The sequence below is a fragment of the Streptomyces sp. NPDC002825 genome (genome assembly GCF_040295385.1).
GTDB lineage: Bacteria > Actinomycetota > Actinomycetes > Streptomycetales > Streptomycetaceae > Streptomyces.
On sequence record NZ_JBEOVH010000009.1, the window covers coordinates 117,527 to 133,362 of the forward strand.

General features: G+C 73.7%; 12 protein-coding genes and 3 pseudogenes. 8 read left to right on the plus strand and 7 right to left on the minus strand.

The genetic code is table 11. The features are described from left to right. Positions 1-28 precede the first annotated feature (28 nt). Positions 29-1,477: pseudogene (locus tag ABT041_RS14705) on the plus strand (penicillin-binding transpeptidase domain-containing protein); the annotation flags it as partial. 324 nt (positions 1,478-1,801) lie between these two features. Beyond that, positions 1,802-2,098 (plus strand): antibiotic biosynthesis monooxygenase, encoded by a 297-nt coding sequence (locus tag ABT041_RS14710; protein ID WP_351183906.1) that lies wholly within the window; start codon positions 1,802-1,804, stop codon positions 2,096-2,098. 151 nt (positions 2,099-2,249) lie between these two features. On the opposite strand, the gene ABT041_RS14715 is transcribed toward ABT041_RS14710, so the two are convergent. After that, complete coding sequence (locus ABT041_RS14715; protein WP_351183908.1) at positions 2,250-3,365, minus strand: ferritin-like domain-containing protein; 1,116 nt, start codon at positions 3,363-3,365, stop codon at positions 2,250-2,252. Positions 3,366-3,476: 111 nt separating this feature from the next. Here ABT041_RS14715 and ABT041_RS14720 point away from each other — a divergent pair, with 111 nt between their 5' ends. From ABT041_RS14720 to ABT041_RS14740, 5 genes and pseudogenes are all read left to right on the plus strand, one after another. Beyond that, positions 3,477-4,421: an AurF N-oxygenase family protein gene (locus ABT041_RS14720; RefSeq protein ID WP_351183910.1), complete on the plus strand. Its 945-nt coding sequence runs from the start codon at positions 3,477-3,479 to the stop codon at positions 4,419-4,421. Between the two features lie 30 nt (positions 4,422-4,451). After that, on the plus strand, positions 4,452-5,174 hold the full coding sequence (locus ABT041_RS14725; protein ID WP_351183912.1) for a TetR/AcrR family transcriptional regulator: 723 nt from the start codon (positions 4,452-4,454) through the stop codon (positions 5,172-5,174). A 27-nt stretch (positions 5,175-5,201) separates the two neighbouring features. Continuing rightward, positions 5,202-5,471: pseudogene (locus tag ABT041_RS14730) on the plus strand (DUF8847 domain-containing protein); the annotation flags it as partial. Between the two features lie 218 nt (positions 5,472-5,689). Next, positions 5,690-6,919, plus strand: coding sequence for a C40 family peptidase (locus tag ABT041_RS14735; protein ID WP_351183914.1), 1,230 nt, complete (start codon positions 5,690-5,692; stop codon positions 6,917-6,919). Between the two features lie 117 nt (positions 6,920-7,036). Next, positions 7,037-7,948: pseudogene (locus ABT041_RS14740) on the plus strand (MFS transporter); the annotation flags it as partial. Positions 7,949-8,220: 272 nt separating this feature from the next. On the opposite strand, the gene ABT041_RS14745 reads toward ABT041_RS14740, so the two are convergent. From ABT041_RS14745 to ABT041_RS14770, 6 genes are read right to left on the minus strand one after another with little or no spacing between them, the layout of a single operon-like run. After that, positions 8,221-8,751 (minus strand): DUF6584 family protein, encoded by a 531-nt coding sequence (locus ABT041_RS14745; RefSeq protein ID WP_351183916.1) that lies wholly within the window; start codon positions 8,749-8,751, stop codon positions 8,221-8,223. A gap of 51 nt (positions 8,752-8,802) precedes the next feature. Further along, positions 8,803-10,038 (minus strand): styrene monooxygenase/indole monooxygenase family protein, encoded by a 1,236-nt coding sequence (locus tag ABT041_RS14750; RefSeq protein ID WP_351183918.1) that lies wholly within the window; start codon positions 10,036-10,038, stop codon positions 8,803-8,805. Between the two features lie 46 nt (positions 10,039-10,084). Further along, positions 10,085-10,768: a GTP-binding protein gene (locus ABT041_RS14755; RefSeq protein ID WP_351183920.1), complete on the minus strand. Its 684-nt coding sequence runs from the start codon at positions 10,766-10,768 to the stop codon at positions 10,085-10,087. Next, the gene (locus ABT041_RS14760; protein ID WP_351184110.1) at positions 10,749-11,171 is read right to left on the minus strand and encodes a DUF742 domain-containing protein; all 423 of its coding nucleotides are present in this window, start codon (positions 11,169-11,171) and stop codon (positions 10,749-10,751) included. The genes ABT041_RS14755 and ABT041_RS14760 overlap by 20 nt, the downstream gene beginning before the upstream one ends. A 5-nt stretch (positions 11,172-11,176) precedes the next feature. Beyond that, a complete protein-coding gene (locus ABT041_RS14765) occupies positions 11,177-11,665 on the minus strand; it encodes a roadblock/LC7 domain-containing protein (protein ID WP_351183922.1) in 489 nt (162 codons plus the stop codon). Then, the gene (locus ABT041_RS14770) at positions 11,662-14,625 is read right to left on the minus strand and encodes a sensor histidine kinase (protein ID WP_351183924.1); all 2,964 of its coding nucleotides are present in this window, start codon (positions 14,623-14,625) and stop codon (positions 11,662-11,664) included. The genes ABT041_RS14765 and ABT041_RS14770 overlap by 4 nt, the downstream gene beginning before the upstream one ends. Before the next feature lie 372 nt (positions 14,626-14,997). On the opposite strand from ABT041_RS14770, the gene ABT041_RS14775 reads away from it, so the two are divergent. Further along, positions 14,998-15,825 carry a hypothetical protein gene (locus tag ABT041_RS14775; RefSeq protein WP_351183926.1) on the plus strand — a complete coding sequence of 276 codons (828 nt, stop codon included), beginning with the start codon at positions 14,998-15,000 and terminating at the stop codon, positions 15,823-15,825. Positions 15,826-15,836: the final 11 nt, after the last annotated feature.

Genomic DNA, 15,836 nt, shown 5'->3' on the forward strand with positions numbered 1-15,836 from the left:
GGTCCGCCGGCAGGACGGGAGACACCTCGTGATCCGGTACATCCGCAGGGCCGCCGCCCTCTGTCTGATCCTGCTCGTCGCGCTGCTCGTCAACGCCGCGCGCGTGATGGTCTTCGAGGCCGAGTCCCTCGACGACAACCCGGCCAACCGGCGGATCGCGATCGACCGGTACGCGCAGCCGCGCGGCGAGATCGTCGTCGACGGGAAGCCGGTGACCGGCTCGCGGGACAGCGGACAGCAGCTGCGCTGGGAACGGACGTACAAGCAGGGGCCGTTGTACGCGCCGGTGACCGGCTACGCCTCCCAGACGTACGGCACGACGCTCGTCGAGCACGCCGAGGACGAGATCCTCGCGGGCACCGACCCGATGCTGGCGCCGCTGCCCCTGTGGAACGACCTCACCCGGGGCCGGCAGCCCGGCGGCGACGTGGTGACCACGATCCGCGCCCCGATGCAGGAGGCGGCCTTCCGGGGGCTGGACGGGAAGCGGGGCGCGGTCGTGGCGGTCGAGCCGTCGAGCGGCCGGATCCTGGCGCTCGTCAGCTCGCCCTCGTACGACCCGGGCGTCCTCTCCGGGACGGGCCGGAAGGTCAAGGACGCCTGGCGGCGCCTGAACACCTCGCCGAACCAGCCGATGCTGAACCGGGCGCTGCGGCAGACGTATCCGCCCGGCTCCACCTTCAAGATCGTGACGGCTGCGGCGGCTCTGGACGCGGGGGTGGTGCGGGACGTGGAGGCGCCGACGGACACCCCGGACCCCTTCGTGCTGCCCGGCACCCGGCAGGTGTTGCCGAACGAGGCCACGGGCTGCGGCGACGCCTCCCTCGCGACCGCGATCCAGTGGTCCTGCAACACGGTGATGGCCGGGCTCGGGGTGGAGGTGGGACTGCCGGGGATGGTCGAGGCGGTGGAGCGGTTCGGCTTCAACGACACGGGGCTGCGGGTGCCGTCCTGGGTGGCCAAGTCCAACTTCGACCGGGAGATGAGCCCGGACCAGCTGGCGCTGTCGTCGATCGGGCAGTTCGACACGACGGCGACCCCGCTCCAGATGGCGATGGTGGCGGCGGCCGTCGCCAACAACGGGGAGATCGCCCACCCGTACCTCGTCGACCGCACCACGACCTCCGGCGGCACGAGCGTGGACCGCACGGGCCGCCGCAGCTACCGGCAGGCGATGACCCCCTCGACTGCCATGCAGCTCCAGCGGCTGATGGTGCGGGCCGTGGAGGAGGGCACGGGGACGAACGCGGCGATCCCCGGGGCCCGGGTCGGCGGCAAGACGGGCACCGCCCAGCACGGCTTCGGCAACACGGGCACCCCGTACGCCTGGTTCATCGCCTGGGCCCAGGCGGACGACGCGGCCCAGCCGGCGGTCGCGGTGGCGGTCGTCGTCGAGGACGCTGAGGCCTCCCGTACGGACATCAGCGGGGGCGGCAGCGCGGCGCCGATCGCGAAGGCGGTGATGGAGGAGGCGCTGAGGCTGGAGGCGGAGGCCCGGGCGGCACCGGGCGAGGCGTCGCGCCCGTGGGCCGTCCGGCCGGACGAGGATCAGAGCGCGCGGCCGCGTGAGGAGCGGGGCGCGCGGCCGGACGGGGAGCCGGGGGACGAACGGGGCACGCGGCCGGACGAGGCGGCGGGCGACGAACGGGGCGCGCGACCGGACACGGAGCCCGGTGGGCGGCCGGGTCCGGCGCCGGCGCGGCCGGGCACCCCGCTCCCGACCCCGGCGGCCCGGCCGGTGGGGCCGCCGGGCGGCCCGAGGGGGTGACGCCGCGACCGGCCGCGTGAGAGCCTGCCCGGCGTGATCACCCGAGTGAGCGAGGCACGCGTCCGTCCCGAACGCTTCGAGGAGTTCCGGGAGTTGATCGTCTCGGCGGTCGCCGGGTTCCCCGCGCTGCACCCGGGCCTCCTGGGCCACGAGGTGCTGGTCGCGCCGCCGCACTCGCTGCTCTACGTGAGCCGCTGGCGGTCCGAGGAGGACCTGGTGGCGTACGCGGGCGAGGGCTGGCGCGACGAGCCGGTGACGCTGCCGGGCGAGGAGGAGTACCTCCTCGCGCCGCTGGAGGTACGCCACTTCACCGCCGCGCCACTGCACTGAGGCCACCGCGGGCCGGGGCCGCCGCTGCTCCTTCCCGCCCGGGGGCCACTGCTCCTCCGCGGCCCGGACTACTGCTCTCGCCCCCCGGGGGCCGCCGCTCCTCCGCGGCCCGGGGCCGCTGCTCCGTGCCGCTCCCTCGCCCCGCGGGCCGCTACTCCTCCGCCCCCGCCGTGATCGCCCGCTCCACCTCCGCGACCCGCTCGGCCTCCTCCGTCGCGAAGCGCTCGCGGTCCAGCGCCTCCGCGATCTCCTCGTCCTGGGTCATCAGCAGGTCCAGGTTGGAGTCGCCGAGGTCGAAGACGCCCATGTCCAGGTAGGCCTTCTGGAGGCGTTCGCCCCAGAGGCCGATGTCCTTGACGCAGGGGACGATCCGGCTGAAGAGGAGCTTGCGGAAGAGGTGCAGGAACTCGCTCTGCTCGCTGAGCTCCTCCGCCTCCTTCCTCGGGATGCCGAAGTTCTCCAGGACCTCGACCCCGCGCAGCCGGTCGCGCATCAGATGGCAGCCCTCGATGACGAACTCCTCGCGCTCGCGGAGCTCGGCGTCCGTGAGCTGCTTGTAGTAGTCGCGCAGCGCCATCCGGCCGAAGGCGACGTGCCGGGCCTCGTCCTGCATCACGTACGCGAGGATCTGCTTGGGCAGCGGCTTGTCGGTGGTGTCGCGGATCATGCCGAAGGCGGCGAGGGCGAGGCCTTCGATGAGGACCTGCATGCCGAGGTAGGGCATGTCCCAGCGGGAGTCGCGCAGGGTGTCGTCGAGGAGGCCCTTGAGGTTGTCGTTGATCGGGTAGAGCATCCCGATCTTCTCGTGGAGGAAACGGCCGTAGATCTCGGCGTGCCGGGCCTCGTCCATGGTCTGGGTGGCCGAGTAGAACTTGGCGTCCAGGTCGGGGACGGACTCGACGATCCGGGCGGCGCAGATCATGGCGCCCTGCTCGCCGTGGAGGAACTGGCTGAACTGCCAGGAGGAGTAGTGCCGGCGCAGGTCGCCCTTGTCCTTCTCGGTCATCTTCGCCCAGTGGCGGGTGCCGTGGAGGGTGAGGACCTCGTCGGGGGTGCCGAGCGGGTCGTACGGGTCGACCTCGATGTCCCAGTCGATCCGGGTGGCGCCGTCCCACTGCTTGTCCTTGCCCTTCTGGTAGAGGGCGAGGAGGCGCTCGCGGCCGACGTTCTCCACATCGTATTCCCAGAGAAAGCGGGCGGCGCCGGCGGCGGGGACCTCCCAGACGGGTCCTGCGGGGGCGTTCACGTAAAGGTCGCGCGTCGACACTGACGACTCCTTCCGTCCGTTTCCAGCAGGCTCACACGGTGGTAGACGGATCGTCAACAAGTCGGACGCGAGGGATTGACGGCATTGCTGACGAGCAGTCTGATAACAGTCATGACGCCGTCGAGGTCCTCCACCGAGCCCGACTTCAGCCTCCTCCGGGACGCCCTGGGGCCGCTGCGCGACCGTGAGCAGGTCGCCGAGCGTCTCCTGGAGTCCTCCCGCAGACACTCGTACGACCCGGACACCGAGCTCGACTGGTCCGCGCCCTTCGAGGACGGCAAGTGGTTCTGGCCGCCCGAGCTGGTCTCGCTCTACGGCACGCCGCTGTGGCGCCGGATGTCCGAGGAGCAGCGGATCGAGCTCTCCCGGCACGAGGCGGCCTCGCTCGCCTCCCTCGGCGTCTGGTTCGAGATCATCCTCATGCAGCTGCTCGTCCGGCACATCTACGACAAGCCCCTGACCAGCCGACACGTCCGCTACGCGCTCACCGAGATCGCGGACGAGTGCCGGCACTCGATGATGTTCGCCCGGCTGATCCGGCGCGGCGGCACCCCCGCCTATCCGGTGCCGAGGATCTACCACAACCTCGCGCGGATCCTGAAGACCGTCTCCACCACGCCCGGCTCCTTCGCCTCCACCCTGCTCGGCGAGGAGATCCTCGACTGGATGCAGCGCCTGACCTTCCCGGACGAGCGGGTGCAGAGCCTCGTCCGCGGGGTGACCCGCATCCATGTCGTCGAGGAGGCCCGGCACGTCCGGTACGCGCGCGAGGAGCTGCGCCGCCAGATGGCGACGGCCCCGCGCTGGGAGCAGGAGTTCACCCGGCTGAGCTGTGGCGAGGCCGCGCGGGTCTTCTCCACCTGCTTCGTCAACCCCGGGGTGTACGAGGCGGTGGGCCTGGACCGGCGGGAGGCCGTCGCCCAGGTGAAGGCGAGCGGGCACCGGCGCGAGGTCATGCGGTCCGGCGCGCGGCGGCTCACGGACTTCCTCGACGACGTGGGCGTCCTGCGCGGGGCGGGCCGCCGGCTCTGGAAGTCCTCGGGACTGCTGGCCTGAGGGGCCCGGTCCGCGGATACGCTGCCGTTCATGACGAGCGCCGCCACCCCCGCGTACCGCAGGCTCAGCGTCGAGGAGCGGCGCGGGCAGCTCCTGGAGACCGCCCAGGAGCTCTTCGCCCACCGGCCGCCCGAGGAGGTCTCGCTCGACGACGTCGCCGAGGCGGCGGGCGTCTCGCGGCCCCTCGTCTACCGGTACTTCCCCGGCGGCAAGCAGCAGTTGTACGAGGCGGCCCTGCGCTCCTCGGCCGACGCCCTGAACCGGTGCTTCACCGAGCCGCCGCTCGGGCCGCCCACCGAGCGGCTCCGCCGGGTGCTCGACCGCTACCTGGCCTTCGTCGACGAGCACGACGCCGGGTTCAGCGCGCTGCTGCGGGGCGGCAGCGTCGCCGAGACCTCCCGGACCTCCGCGATCGTGGACGAGGTGCGGCGGGCCGCCGCCGAGCAGATCCTCGTCCACCTCGGGGTGGAGCGGCCGGGCCCGCGGCTCGGCATGCTCGTCCGGACGTGGATCGCCGCCGTCGAGGCCGCCTCGCTCATCTGGCTCGACGAGGAGAAGCAGCCGCCGGCGCGGGAGCTGCGGGACTGGCTCGTCGACCATCTCGTCGCCCTGCTCGCGGCGACCACGGCGAGCGACGAGGAGACGACGGAGGTCGTGAAGCGGCTGCTCGCGCAGGAGACCCGCGAGGGGCCGGTGGCGACGCTGGCCCGACGGGTGATCCCGGTGGTGGGCGAGGCGGCCCACCTGCTGTGAGGCGGTGAGCCGGGAGAGACTGTGGGGGTGAGAAGCGAGAACACCCCCTTCCGCGGCGGCCCCCTCGACGGCCGGGCCCTGCCGATCCTGGTCGGCCCGACCGGCCACCCCCCGAAGTGGTACGAGATCCCGGTCCCGGCGCACGACGGGCACCCGCCGACCCTGCACACGTACCGCCGCGAGCCGGCGGGCTACACGAAGCGGCTCGGGCTCCAGCGCGGCTGGGTGTACGTGTACGCGCCCGAGGGGCGGGAGCGGCGGGAGCTGAAGTGGCCGTGGTCCAAGCCGACGCCCAGGCCGGCACAGGATCCGAAGCAGAAGCCGACGCGGGAGCCGAGCCAGGAGCAGGCCCAGGAGCCGACGCGGGAGCCGAGCCAGGAGCAGGCCCAGGAGGCTGCCCCGGGGCCGACGCGGAAGCCTTCGGCGGGGCCGAACGAGTGACGCGGGTCGGCGCGCCCCGATTCGTACGGTAATCGGATGAAGTGACCCGTCATCATCCCCGTGGAGGTGGTGACGTGTCGCGAAGGCTGCTGCGCACGGTCTGCACGGGGGCGCTCGCCGCGACGACGGCGCTCACGGGGGTGCTCCCGGCGGCGGGCGCCGCCCCGGACCCGCCCGCCGACCCACCCGTGGAGGCCCCGGTCGCCCGGGCGGAGCCGGAGGCCACTCCCCCGGCCGAGGACGACGCCTCCGCGCTCCCGCCCCCGGGCGGGGACTCCGTCGGTGCCCTGCTCACCCGGCTGCGGACGCTCTTCCAGCAGACCGAGGAGGCGACCGAGCGCTACAACGCCGCCGAGGAGAAGCTGAAGCTGCAGGCCGCCGACACCAAGAAGGTCACCGCCCGGCTCACCGCCGCCCGGACCGCCCTCGCGCAGGGCCGTGCCGCGGCCGGCCGGATCGCCCGGGACCAGTACCAGGGCAGGTCCGGGCTCACGTCGTTCTCGTCGTTCTCCTCCCTGCGGCTGCTCTTCGCCACGGACCCCCGGTCGGCGCTGGACGAGGGTCATCTGATGGACCGCGCGGCCCGCGACCGGGCGACCGCCGTCACCCGGCTCGCGAGCGCCGAGCGGCAGGCGGGCAGTCTCGCGAGCGCCTCCCGCAAGGCCCTGGACCGGCAGCAGGGGCTCGCCGCCGCGCAGCGCAAGCGGCGCGACGAGGTGCGGGCCAAGCTCGCCGAGGTGGAGAAGCTGCTCGCCGCCCTGTCGCCGGACCAGCTGGCCCGGCTGACCGCGCTCGAACGCGTCCAGACCGCCGGCGCCCAGCGCGAGCTGCTCGACTCCGGCGTCCTGGACCTCGCGCGCACCCCGTCCCGGGCGGGCGCGGAGGCGCTGCGCTTCGCGGTGGACCAGATCGGCAAGCCGTACGAGTGGGGGGCGGAGGGCCCGGAGACGTACGACTGCTCGGGGCTGACGCAGCAGGCGTGGGCGGCGGCAGGCCGGGAGCTGCCGAGGACCAGCCAGGAGCAGTGGGCGACGCTGCCCCGGGTGCCGCTCGCGGAGCTCCGCCCCGGCGACCTGGTGGTCTACTTCCCGGGCGCGACCCATGTGGCCCTCTACCTGGGCGACGGCCTGGTGGTGCAGGCGCCGCGGCCGGGCGGGAAGGTGAAGGTCTCACCGCTCGCGGCGAACCCGCTGCTCGGGGCCGTACGGCCCGATCCGGGAGGGAAGGCGCTGGAGGCGTACACCCCGCCCACGCTCCCGGCGGGAGCGAAGGACGGGGCGGACGAGGGGTACGACAGGAGCTGAACTCCCGCTCCTCGCATGCCTCTTGCTCCTGCAAGTAATATGCAACAAGCTGGACGGGTCCTTACCGATGGCCGATCGCCTGTCACGGACACGGAGCCCGTCATGCCCAGCCCCGTCATGCCCGCACTCCTGCCGGACACCCGGCCCCGACGCGCCCTCGCCGCCTCCAACTTCGTCAACGCCGTCGGCAGCGGGCTCTTCCTGACCGCCGGCGTCCTGTACTTCACCCAGGCCGTGCGCCTCCCGGCCGCCGCCGTGGGCCTCGGGCTCGGCATCGCCGGGCTCCTCTCCCTGGCCGTGGGGATCGCCGTCGGCCACCTCGCCGACCGGCGCGGGGCGCGTGGGGTCTCCGTGACGACCCTGGCGGTGCAGGCGCTCGCCACGGCGGCCTTCGTCCTCGCCGACGGCTTCTGGCCGTTCGTCCTCGCCGTCTCCGCGGCCACCGGCGCGAAGGCGGCCGGTCTCGCCGCCCGGGCGCCGCTCATCCGGCACCACGGAGGGGACAGGCCGCAGGAGTTCCGCGCCTACCTGCGGGCCGTGACCAATGTGGGGATCTCCCTGGGCGCGCTCCTCGCGGGGTGGGCGGTGCAGGTCGGCACGCTCGGCGCCTACCAGGTCCTCGTCGCCGGGAACGCCTGCGCCTTCGCGGCCTCCGCCGCCGTCCTGCTCCTGCTGCCGCCCGTCGCGCCCGCGCCCGCCGCCCGCGGCCCCCGGTGGATCGCGCTGCGGGACCGGCCGTACCTGGCGCTCACCGCGCTCGACGGCGTCATGGCGATCCAGTTCAAGGTGCTCACGGTCGCGATCCCGCTCTGGCTCGTCGGGTCCACCACCGCCCCGCCCTGGCTCGTCTCCGGCACCATGCTCGCCAACACGGTCCTCGTCGTCGGTCTCCAGGTGCGGGCGAGCCGCGGCGTCGACTCACCCCGGGCCGGGGGCCGCGCCTACCGGCGCGCCGGTGCGGCCTTCCTCGTCTCCTGCGCCCTCGTCTCGCTCTCCGCGGGGACGCCCGTCGCGGTGGCGGTCGTGCTGCTGCTGACCGCCGCGGTCGTCCACACGGTCGGCGAACTGTGGCACGCGGCGGGCGGCTTCGAGGTGTCGTACGCGCTCGCCCCGCCCCACGCCACCGGCCAGTACCTGGGCGTCTTCGGCCTGGGCGCGGGTCTCGCCGAGGCCCTCGGCCCCGGCCTCCTCATCGCGCTCTGCATCGGCTGGGGCCGCCCCGGCTGGTTCGCCGTGGGCGCCCTCTTCGCCGTGACGGGCCTCCTGACCCCGCTCGCGGTCCGCCGCGCGGAGTCGGGCCGTCAGTCGCTGAAGAGGGAGATGACCCCGACCACCCAGACCCCCAGGAAGACGGCCGTCCCCGCCAGGCACCCGGCGCCCACGAGGAAACCGCCGAGCGACCATCCGCCGGTGTCCGGCGCGTACTCCACGTCCGCGTCCTCGTCGTAGGCGGCGGGGTCGTCCCAGTCGACGGGCCGCCCGAGCTCCTCGGCGCGGGCGGTACGCACCGCCGCCAGCTGTTCCCGGGCGAACGCGGTGGCGGCCGACCCCTCGGGTCCGCGCCACGCGAGGGCCTTCATCCGCCAGGCGGCAGACCCGTAGCGCTCCTCGAAGGCGGCGGTCTCGTCCGGCCGCCGGTCCTCGTCGAGGTACGACCACCGCCCGGCCTCCGCCGCGTCCCCGTACAGCCGGTACACCTCGGCGAGGCGGCGGCGGAGGGTCAGGTCGCAGGGGAAGGAGGAGACGAGTCCGCGCAGGCGCTGGCGCGCCATCGGCACACGGCCCGCGGCCAGGTCCGCGTCCACGCGGGCGAGGGTCTGTGACAGGGGCATGCCCCCATGATCGAGCACGGGGGCATGCCACATCGACCCAATTTACGCTGGTCAGCCGCCCGCGACCGAGGCCAGGTACGCCGAGGTCTTCTCCGGGTCGAAGAAGAAGTTCTCGAAGTCGGCCGGGTCGTCGAAGCCGTTCGCGAAGCGGTCGGCGACCGGCTGGAGCTGTCCGGCCGCGCCGAGCAGGTTCAGGATGTGCTCCGGCGGCGGCGCGAGCATCGCGTTCGTCCACTTGGTGACGGGCTCGGCCGTCTGCCAGTAGCGGTCGAAGGCGCCCTGCATCCACTCCTCGTCGAAGGGCTTGTCGCCCTGCTCGACGATGGCGGCCAGGTACGCCGCGGCGCACTTGGACGCCGAGTTGGAGCCCTGGCCGGTGATCGGGTCGTTGGCGACGACGACGTCGGCGACGCCGAGGACCAGGCCGCCGCCGGGGAGCCGGCCGATGGGCTTGCGGACGGTCGGCGCGTACCGGCCGGCGAGGGTGCCGCCCGCGTCCGTCAGCTCGACCTTCGTCGCCCGCGCGTACTCCCAGGGCAGGAACTTCTCCATGAGCTCCAGCGTCAGGGCGAGGTGCTCGGAGGGGTCCTTGACGCCCTGGAAGGCGTCGACGGGGCCGCCGGGGACGCCCTCCCAGAAGAGGATGTCGGCGCGGCCGCCGGTGGTGAGGGTCGGCATGACGAAGAGCTCGCCGACGCCCGGGACGATGTTGCAGCGGACCGCGTCGAAGTCCGGGTGCTCGGGGCGCGGGCCGAGGCCGTGGACGTACGCGACGGCCAGGGCGCGCTGCGGCTCGCTGTACGGCGAACGGGCGGCGTCCCGGCCGAACATGGAGACCAGCTCGCCCTTGCCGGCCGCCACGAGCACCAGGTCGTAGCTGCGGGAGAAGTAGTCCAGGTCGCCGACGGCCGCGCCGTGTATCACCAGCTGGCCGCCGCGCTGGGAGAAGGTGTCCATCCAGCCGGCCATCTTCACGCGCTGGTCCACGGACTGGGCGTACCCGTCGAGCCGGCCGACCCAGTCGATCACGCGGGCGGACTCGGGGCCGGCGACGGAGACGCCGAGGCCCTCGATGCGGGGGGCCTGGGACTCCCAGAAGTTGAGCCCGAGGTCCCGCTCGTGCTGCAGGGCGGTGTCGAACATGCACTGGGTGGACATGACCCGGCCGTTGCGGATCTCGTCCGCCGTCCGGTTCGACATGAGGGTGACCTCGTACCCCTGCGACTGGAGGCCGAGGGCGAGCTGCAGGCCGGACTGGCCGGCGCCGACTATGAGTATCTTCCGCATGGGCGGGGCTCCTGGCGTGACGGTCGAACTGTTCGAGGGGGGCGGGCTATTCGGGCGTGGCTTCGAGGGCGTGCGCGACCATCGCGAGCAGGCTCTCGACGACGCTGTACCGCTTGCGCGCGTCCATGATGACCACGGGCACGTGCGCGGGCACGGTCAGGGCCTCCCTGACGTCGTCCGCCTCGAACAGCTCCGTGCCCTCGAAGTGGTTGACGGCCACGATGTACGGCAGCCCGCAGCTCTCGAAGTAGTCGAGCGCCGGGAAGCAGTCGGTGAGCCGGCGGGTGTCGGCGAGCACGATCGCCCCGATCGCGCCGCGCACCAGGTCGTCCCACATGAACCAGAAGCGCTGCTGTCCCGGCGTGCCGAAGACGTAGAGCACCAGGTCGTTGTCGAGGGTGATCCGGCCGAAGTCCATCGCCACCGTGGTGGTGAGCTTGTCCGGGGTGGCGGTGAGGTCGTCGGTGTCCTCGCTCGCCGTGGTCATCAGCGCCTCGGTCTGGAGCGGGGTGATCTCCGAGACGGCGCGGACGAAGGTCGTCTTGCCGACGCCGAAGCCGCCCGCGACGACGATCTTCGTCGCGATCGGGGCGCGGGAGTGGTCGAGCTGCCAGTCCTGCGCGCCCTCTTCGGTGTCGAGCACGGGATCCTCGGGACCCGGCTGGGCGGGGATGCCGGCGAGCGCCGGGGTTTCGGAGACGGCGGTGGCGTCAGAGACGACGGAGTCCACTCAGCACCCTTTCGAGGAGCGCGCGGTCGGGCTGGCCGGTGCCGTGACCGGTCCCGTACACACGGATCTTTCCCTGGTCGGCCAGGTCGCTGAGCAGCACCCGGACGACCCCCAACGGCATCTTCAGAAGCGCCGAGATCTCCGCGACCGTCCGCATCCGGCGGCAGAGCTCGACGATGGCCCGCATCTCCGGCATCAGCCCGCGGGCGGCGGGGCCGCCGTCCGTGAGGACCTTGCGGGCCGGGGGCGCTTCGAGCGCGGCCACGAAGGTCTCGACGAGCAGGATGTGCCCGAAGCGGGTACGGCCGCCGGTCAGCGAGTACGGGCGCACGCGCGCGGGGCGGCGCCCCTCTCCCCGTACCGGCAGCCTGAAGGCGTGATGGGCCGAGGACGCCGAGGACATGGCCGTCACTGGGTGCTCTCCATCGACTTGCGCAGCTCACTGCGGACTTCGGGAGTGAGGACGTGACCGGCGCGGCCCACGAAGAGCGCCATGTGGTACGCCACGACGCTCATGTCGCAGTCGGGCGTGGCGTGCACGCCGAGCAGCGAGCCGTCGCTGATCGACATGACGAAGACGCTGCCCTCCTCCATGGCCACCATCGTCTGCTTGACCCCGCCGCCGTCCATCAGCCGGGCGGCGCCGACCGTGAGGCTGCCGATGCCGGAGACGATGGTCGCCAGGTCGGCGCTGGAGCCGCGCGGCCCACCGGGACGGCCGGCCTCGGGGGTGCTCGTCGCGGCCTGCTGGGCAGGGTCCGACGAGAGCAGCATCAGGCCGTCGGAGGAGACGACGGCCACCGAGCGGACACCCGGGACCTCCTCCACCAGATTCCCCAGCAGCCATTGCAGGTTGCGGGCTTCCGTGCTCAGTCCGAACGTTCCCGTCGCAGTCAACTGCGTGCCTCCTCGACTGTGTCCCCCGTCATCTCCTCTGTACGTGCAGTCCTCGCCGCTTCTATGCGTCCCGTGTCCAGCTCCGCCTGCACGTCCCGGCGCCCGGCCTTGGCGCCCTGGTGGAAGCCGCCGAGCCGGCGGCGCAGGGCCTCCGCGTCCACGCCGCCCTTCCGGGGCGCGGTGGCGGTGGAGGGCTGGCGGACCACCTGCGGGGTGCGCTTGGGCAGGCCCTTGTCGGTGACCCGCTCCCACTGCGCGGGGCGCGGTCCGGGGACGTCGGCGGTGGACGCCTCGGCGTGGGCCGTCTCCTCCCCGTCGGCGGCGCGCTCGTGGGTGTCCGGCTCCGGCGGCGGGTCGGGCAGCCGGACCTGGAGCGTGGTCTCGGAGACGGACGCGTACGGGGCGACTTCGGGCTCCGGCGCGGGCGCGGGCTCGTGCGCCTCCACGGGCTCCGGCTCGGAGGCGTACTCCGGCTCGGGCGCAGGCTCGTACGGCGCTTCCGGCGCGGGCGCGGGCTCGTGCGCCTCCACGGGCTCCGGCTCGGGGGCGTACTCCGGCTCGGGCGCAGGCTCGTACGGCGCTTCCGGCGCGGGCGCGGGCTCGTGCGCCTCTGCCGCCTGCGGCTCCTGCGCCGGGCTCGCCTCCGCCGCCAGGAACGCGGCTTCCGCCGCCTCCACGAGCGGGTCGCGGTGCCGGGACGGCAGGGTGTTGGAGTTGGCCTCGGCGGCCGAGCCGGGCAGCTGGAGCACGGGTGCGGCGCCGGCGATCCGTACCGGCTCCGAGACGGCCGTCGGCGGAGTGGTGGGCAGCAGGGGCAGCGGCAGGACCACGACGGCCGCCGTACCTCCCGGCTTCTGGTCGCGCAGTTCGACGCGCACGCCGTGGCGGGCGGCGAGCAGGGCGACGACCCGCATCCCGAGCCCCTCGCCCTCGAAGGCCTCCGGGTCGGCCTCGGCGAGGCGCGCGTTGAGCTCGGCGGACCGGGCGGGAGTCATGCCGATGCCCGAGTCCTGCACGGAGAGCATCACCTCGCCGCTCTCCAGGAGCCAGCCGGAGAGCTGGACCTCGGCGTCGGGCGGCGAGAAGGAGGTGGCGTTCTCCAGGAGTTCCGCGACCAGGTGGCTCAGGTCGTCCGCGGCGAAGCCGGCGACCTGGGCGTGCGGCGGCAGGGACTGGATGGTGACCCGCTCGTACCGCTCGATCTCGCTGACGGCGGCGCGCAGCACGTCGACGAGCGGGACGGGCCCTGCGTGGCCGTGGACGTGCTCGTGGCCGGCGAGGACGAGGAGGTTCTCGCTGTGGCGGCGCATGACGGTCGCCATGTGGTCGAGCTTGAAGAGGGTCGCGAGGCGGTCCGGGTCCTGCTCGCGCTCCTCCAGCTTCTCGATGACGCCGAGCTGCCGCTCGACGAGCCCGAGGCTGCGCAGCGACAGGTTCACGAAGGTGTGGTGGACGGAGTTCCTGAGCCGTTCGAGCTCGGCGGTCAGGAGGGCGACGCGGCCCTGGAGCTCGGCGCGCTGGGTGGCGAGTTCGGCGCCGACGGCCTCCTTCGCGGATGCCAGGTCGGCGCGCTCGTCGGTGAGCCGCTCGGTCTGGGCGGCGAGGCCGGCGAGCTTGCCCTGGAGGGCGTTGAGCGAGCGGACGACCTGCGCGAACTCGTCGTTGCGGCCGGTGAAGCGGATCGCTTCCTCGGCGTGCGGCTCGGGGGCGGCGGCGAGCCGGGCGGCGCCGAGGCGGAGCACGGCGAGCGGCCGGGTGAGGGTGCGGGCGACGTAGGTGGAGATGCCGATCGCGACGAGGAGGCAGCCGCCGAGGAAGGCGATGCGCAGTTCGAGGGCTTCGACGTCGTCGTCGCGGAGCGCGCCGAGGCGTTCGACCCGCTCGGTGGCGAGGGCGGACTCGACGCCGCGCATCTGCTCGATACGGGCGGAGAGGGCGGCCTCCAGGGCGGCCGGGTCCGTGCCGCGCTCGGCCTCGGTCAGCTTGGGCTGGTCGGTGAGGGAGGCGAGGGCGAGCTCGGCCGTCTTGACGTCGGGGCCGGTGACGGTGGCCGCGAGGGAGTCGCGGGCGGTGGCGCCGGCGGCCTGGTCGAAGTCGCCGAGGGCGGCGAGCTCGCGGACGCGGGCCTGCTGGGCGGCGGCGGTCAGGCCGTCGCGGGCGCGCTCGGCCTCGGCGGCGCCCGCGGGCTCGTCGGCGACGTAGGTGCCGGTCTGGGGGTCGTAGTGGACGTCCCCGGTGGGCTCGGGCTGCGGCACGGTGAGCGCGGCGAGCAGCAGGCCGCGGGTGGCGGACGCCTGTTCGACGGCGCGGCCGAGGGCGGCGGGGGCGCGGGTGGCCTCGGTCAGGGCGGCGTCGGAGGCGCGGGCCGGGGTCTTGTCGGCGAGTTCGTCGGCGAGGGCCTGGAGCTTGCCGATGATGTCCGAGTACGCCTTGTGGGCCTCCAGGGCCGTGCCCTTGCCGGTCAGGGCGGTGCGGCGGACGGAGGGGACGGTGGCGAGGTCGCGGCGGAGCTCGGTGGGGGCGGCGGGCCGGATCTCGTCGATCTGGCGGTCGACCCGGGTGGAGCGAAGCGAGGTGGGCGTCCCCCCGGACGAAGTCTGGGGGAGCGTGTCGGTGACCTGCCGCTTGTGCTTGGCGTCGCCACTCTGGGTCTCGCGGCCCGCGGCGATGTACGCGACGACCTCGTCCCGCTCGTCGGCGAGGGAGTGCGCGAGGGTGACGGCCTGCCGGTCGAGTTCGGCGAGGGTGACGAGGCGCTGGGACTCGGTGAGCTCGGTCGAGGCGGCGAGGATAGCGGGGGCCCCGGCGGCGAGGACGGTGACGCCGACGAGGGCGACGCCGGCGACCAGCCGGTTGCGGACGCGCTTGGGCCGGCCGGCGGGGGCCTGCGGCTCACCGGGGGTCTGGCTCTGCGTGCCGTTCTTGCTCCGAGGCCGCTTCTTCTGCACCGGTGCTCGCATTCTTGATTCGTCCGCCGATGAAGCAGAGGTGACGGCCGGTCACATGGAGCGCCCCCCACCCCTGGTACGGCTTCCGACCATTCCAGCGCTTCCGGCAAGGGGACGGGCATCGGCCGCTCCGCCACCCGAACGAGTGAACAACACTCAGTAGTTGGCGAACAACTTCCGGCGGCGGTTGCCGGAGGTTCGTGCGGGGCACCGGTTGGATCTTCCGGGCGTGCTTTGGCAAGATGCCCGCCCGCAGCTCGCCGGAGGTGGTTGTTCCGCCTCTCTCGCCGCTTCTGCCGGGTTGGTACAGGCCATTTCCGGTCATTTGCAGGTCCGGTGAAGGAGTTCCCGGGAAAATGCGCGGGGGCGGGCACACTGGATGACATGCGCAGCGAAGTCGCCTCACTTCCCGGCAGCCCCGAACGCCCCAATGAGGACTGGGGGGCCGCTGTTCTGCCCGCGTCGGGGAGCGGTGGGACGGTCGTCCTGCTCGACGGCGTCACACCTCCCGCCGGTGATGACGGTTGTGTGCACACGGTCCCGTGGTTCACCGCGCGACTGGGCGGGGCTTTGACCGAACTGTCCGGTTCCCGGCGGGACATGCCCCTGTCCGAGATCCTTTCGCTGGCAATCCGGCGCACCGCGGACGCCCACCGCGACACCTGTGACCTTTCTCACGTGCGAACGCCTCAGGCGACGGTGGTGCTCGCCCGGTGGGACGAGGAGTCGGTCGAGCACCTCGTCCTCTCCGACTCCGTCCTGCTCCTGGAGGCCCCGGACGGGGCGGTGCGGGCCGTGCGCGACGACCGTCTCGACCGGGTGCCGGACGAGGTGCTGCGGTCCCTGGCGGCCACGGACCGGCTGCGGAACCGGGAGGGCGGCTTCTTCACCGCCGCCGCGGACCCGGCGGTCGCGGAGCGGGCGGTGACCGGGACGAGCCCGCGCGCGGAGGTACGGGCCCTGGCGGCGCTCACGGACGGGGCGAGCCGCTGGGTGGAGCTGTTCGGCGAGGGCGACTGGGCGGACTGCTTCGGCGTCCTGCGCAAGGAGGGCCCGGCGGGCCTGCTCCGCCGGGTGCGGGCCCTGGAGGAGCGAAGCGATGGGGGTACCCCCGGAGGGAGTCCGGGGGAGGACGCGCGGGCCGGCGGGGTGCGCCGCTGGAAGCTGCACGACGACGCGACGGCGGTGTACGCGGAGCTGTCGGACCGCTGACGTCCCCGGCC

Excerpts from the sequence above, each read along its gene's own strand:
- ABT041_RS14760 (WP_351184110.1), bottom strand. The coding sequence starts at position 11,171 with ATGTCCTCGGCGTCCTCGGCCCATCACGCCTTCAGGCTGCCGGTACGG.
- ABT041_RS14745 (WP_351183916.1), bottom strand. The coding sequence starts at position 8,751 with ATGCCCCTGTCACAGACCCTCGCCCGCGTGGACGCGGACCTGGCCGCG.
- ABT041_RS14750 (WP_351183918.1), bottom strand. The coding sequence starts at position 10,038 with ATGCGGAAGATACTCATAGTCGGCGCCGGCCAGTCCGGCCTGCAGCTC.
- ABT041_RS14725 (WP_351183912.1), top strand. The coding sequence starts at position 4,452 with ATGACGAGCGCCGCCACCCCCGCGTACCGCAGGCTCAGCGTCGAGGAG.
- ABT041_RS14775 (WP_351183926.1), top strand. The coding sequence starts at position 14,998 with ATGCGCAGCGAAGTCGCCTCACTTCCCGGCAGCCCCGAACGCCCCAAT.
- ABT041_RS14770 (WP_351183924.1), bottom strand. The coding sequence starts at position 14,625 with ATGCGAGCACCGGTGCAGAAGAAGCGGCCTCGGAGCAAGAACGGCACG.
- ABT041_RS14720 (WP_351183910.1), top strand. The coding sequence starts at position 3,477 with ATGACGCCGTCGAGGTCCTCCACCGAGCCCGACTTCAGCCTCCTCCGG.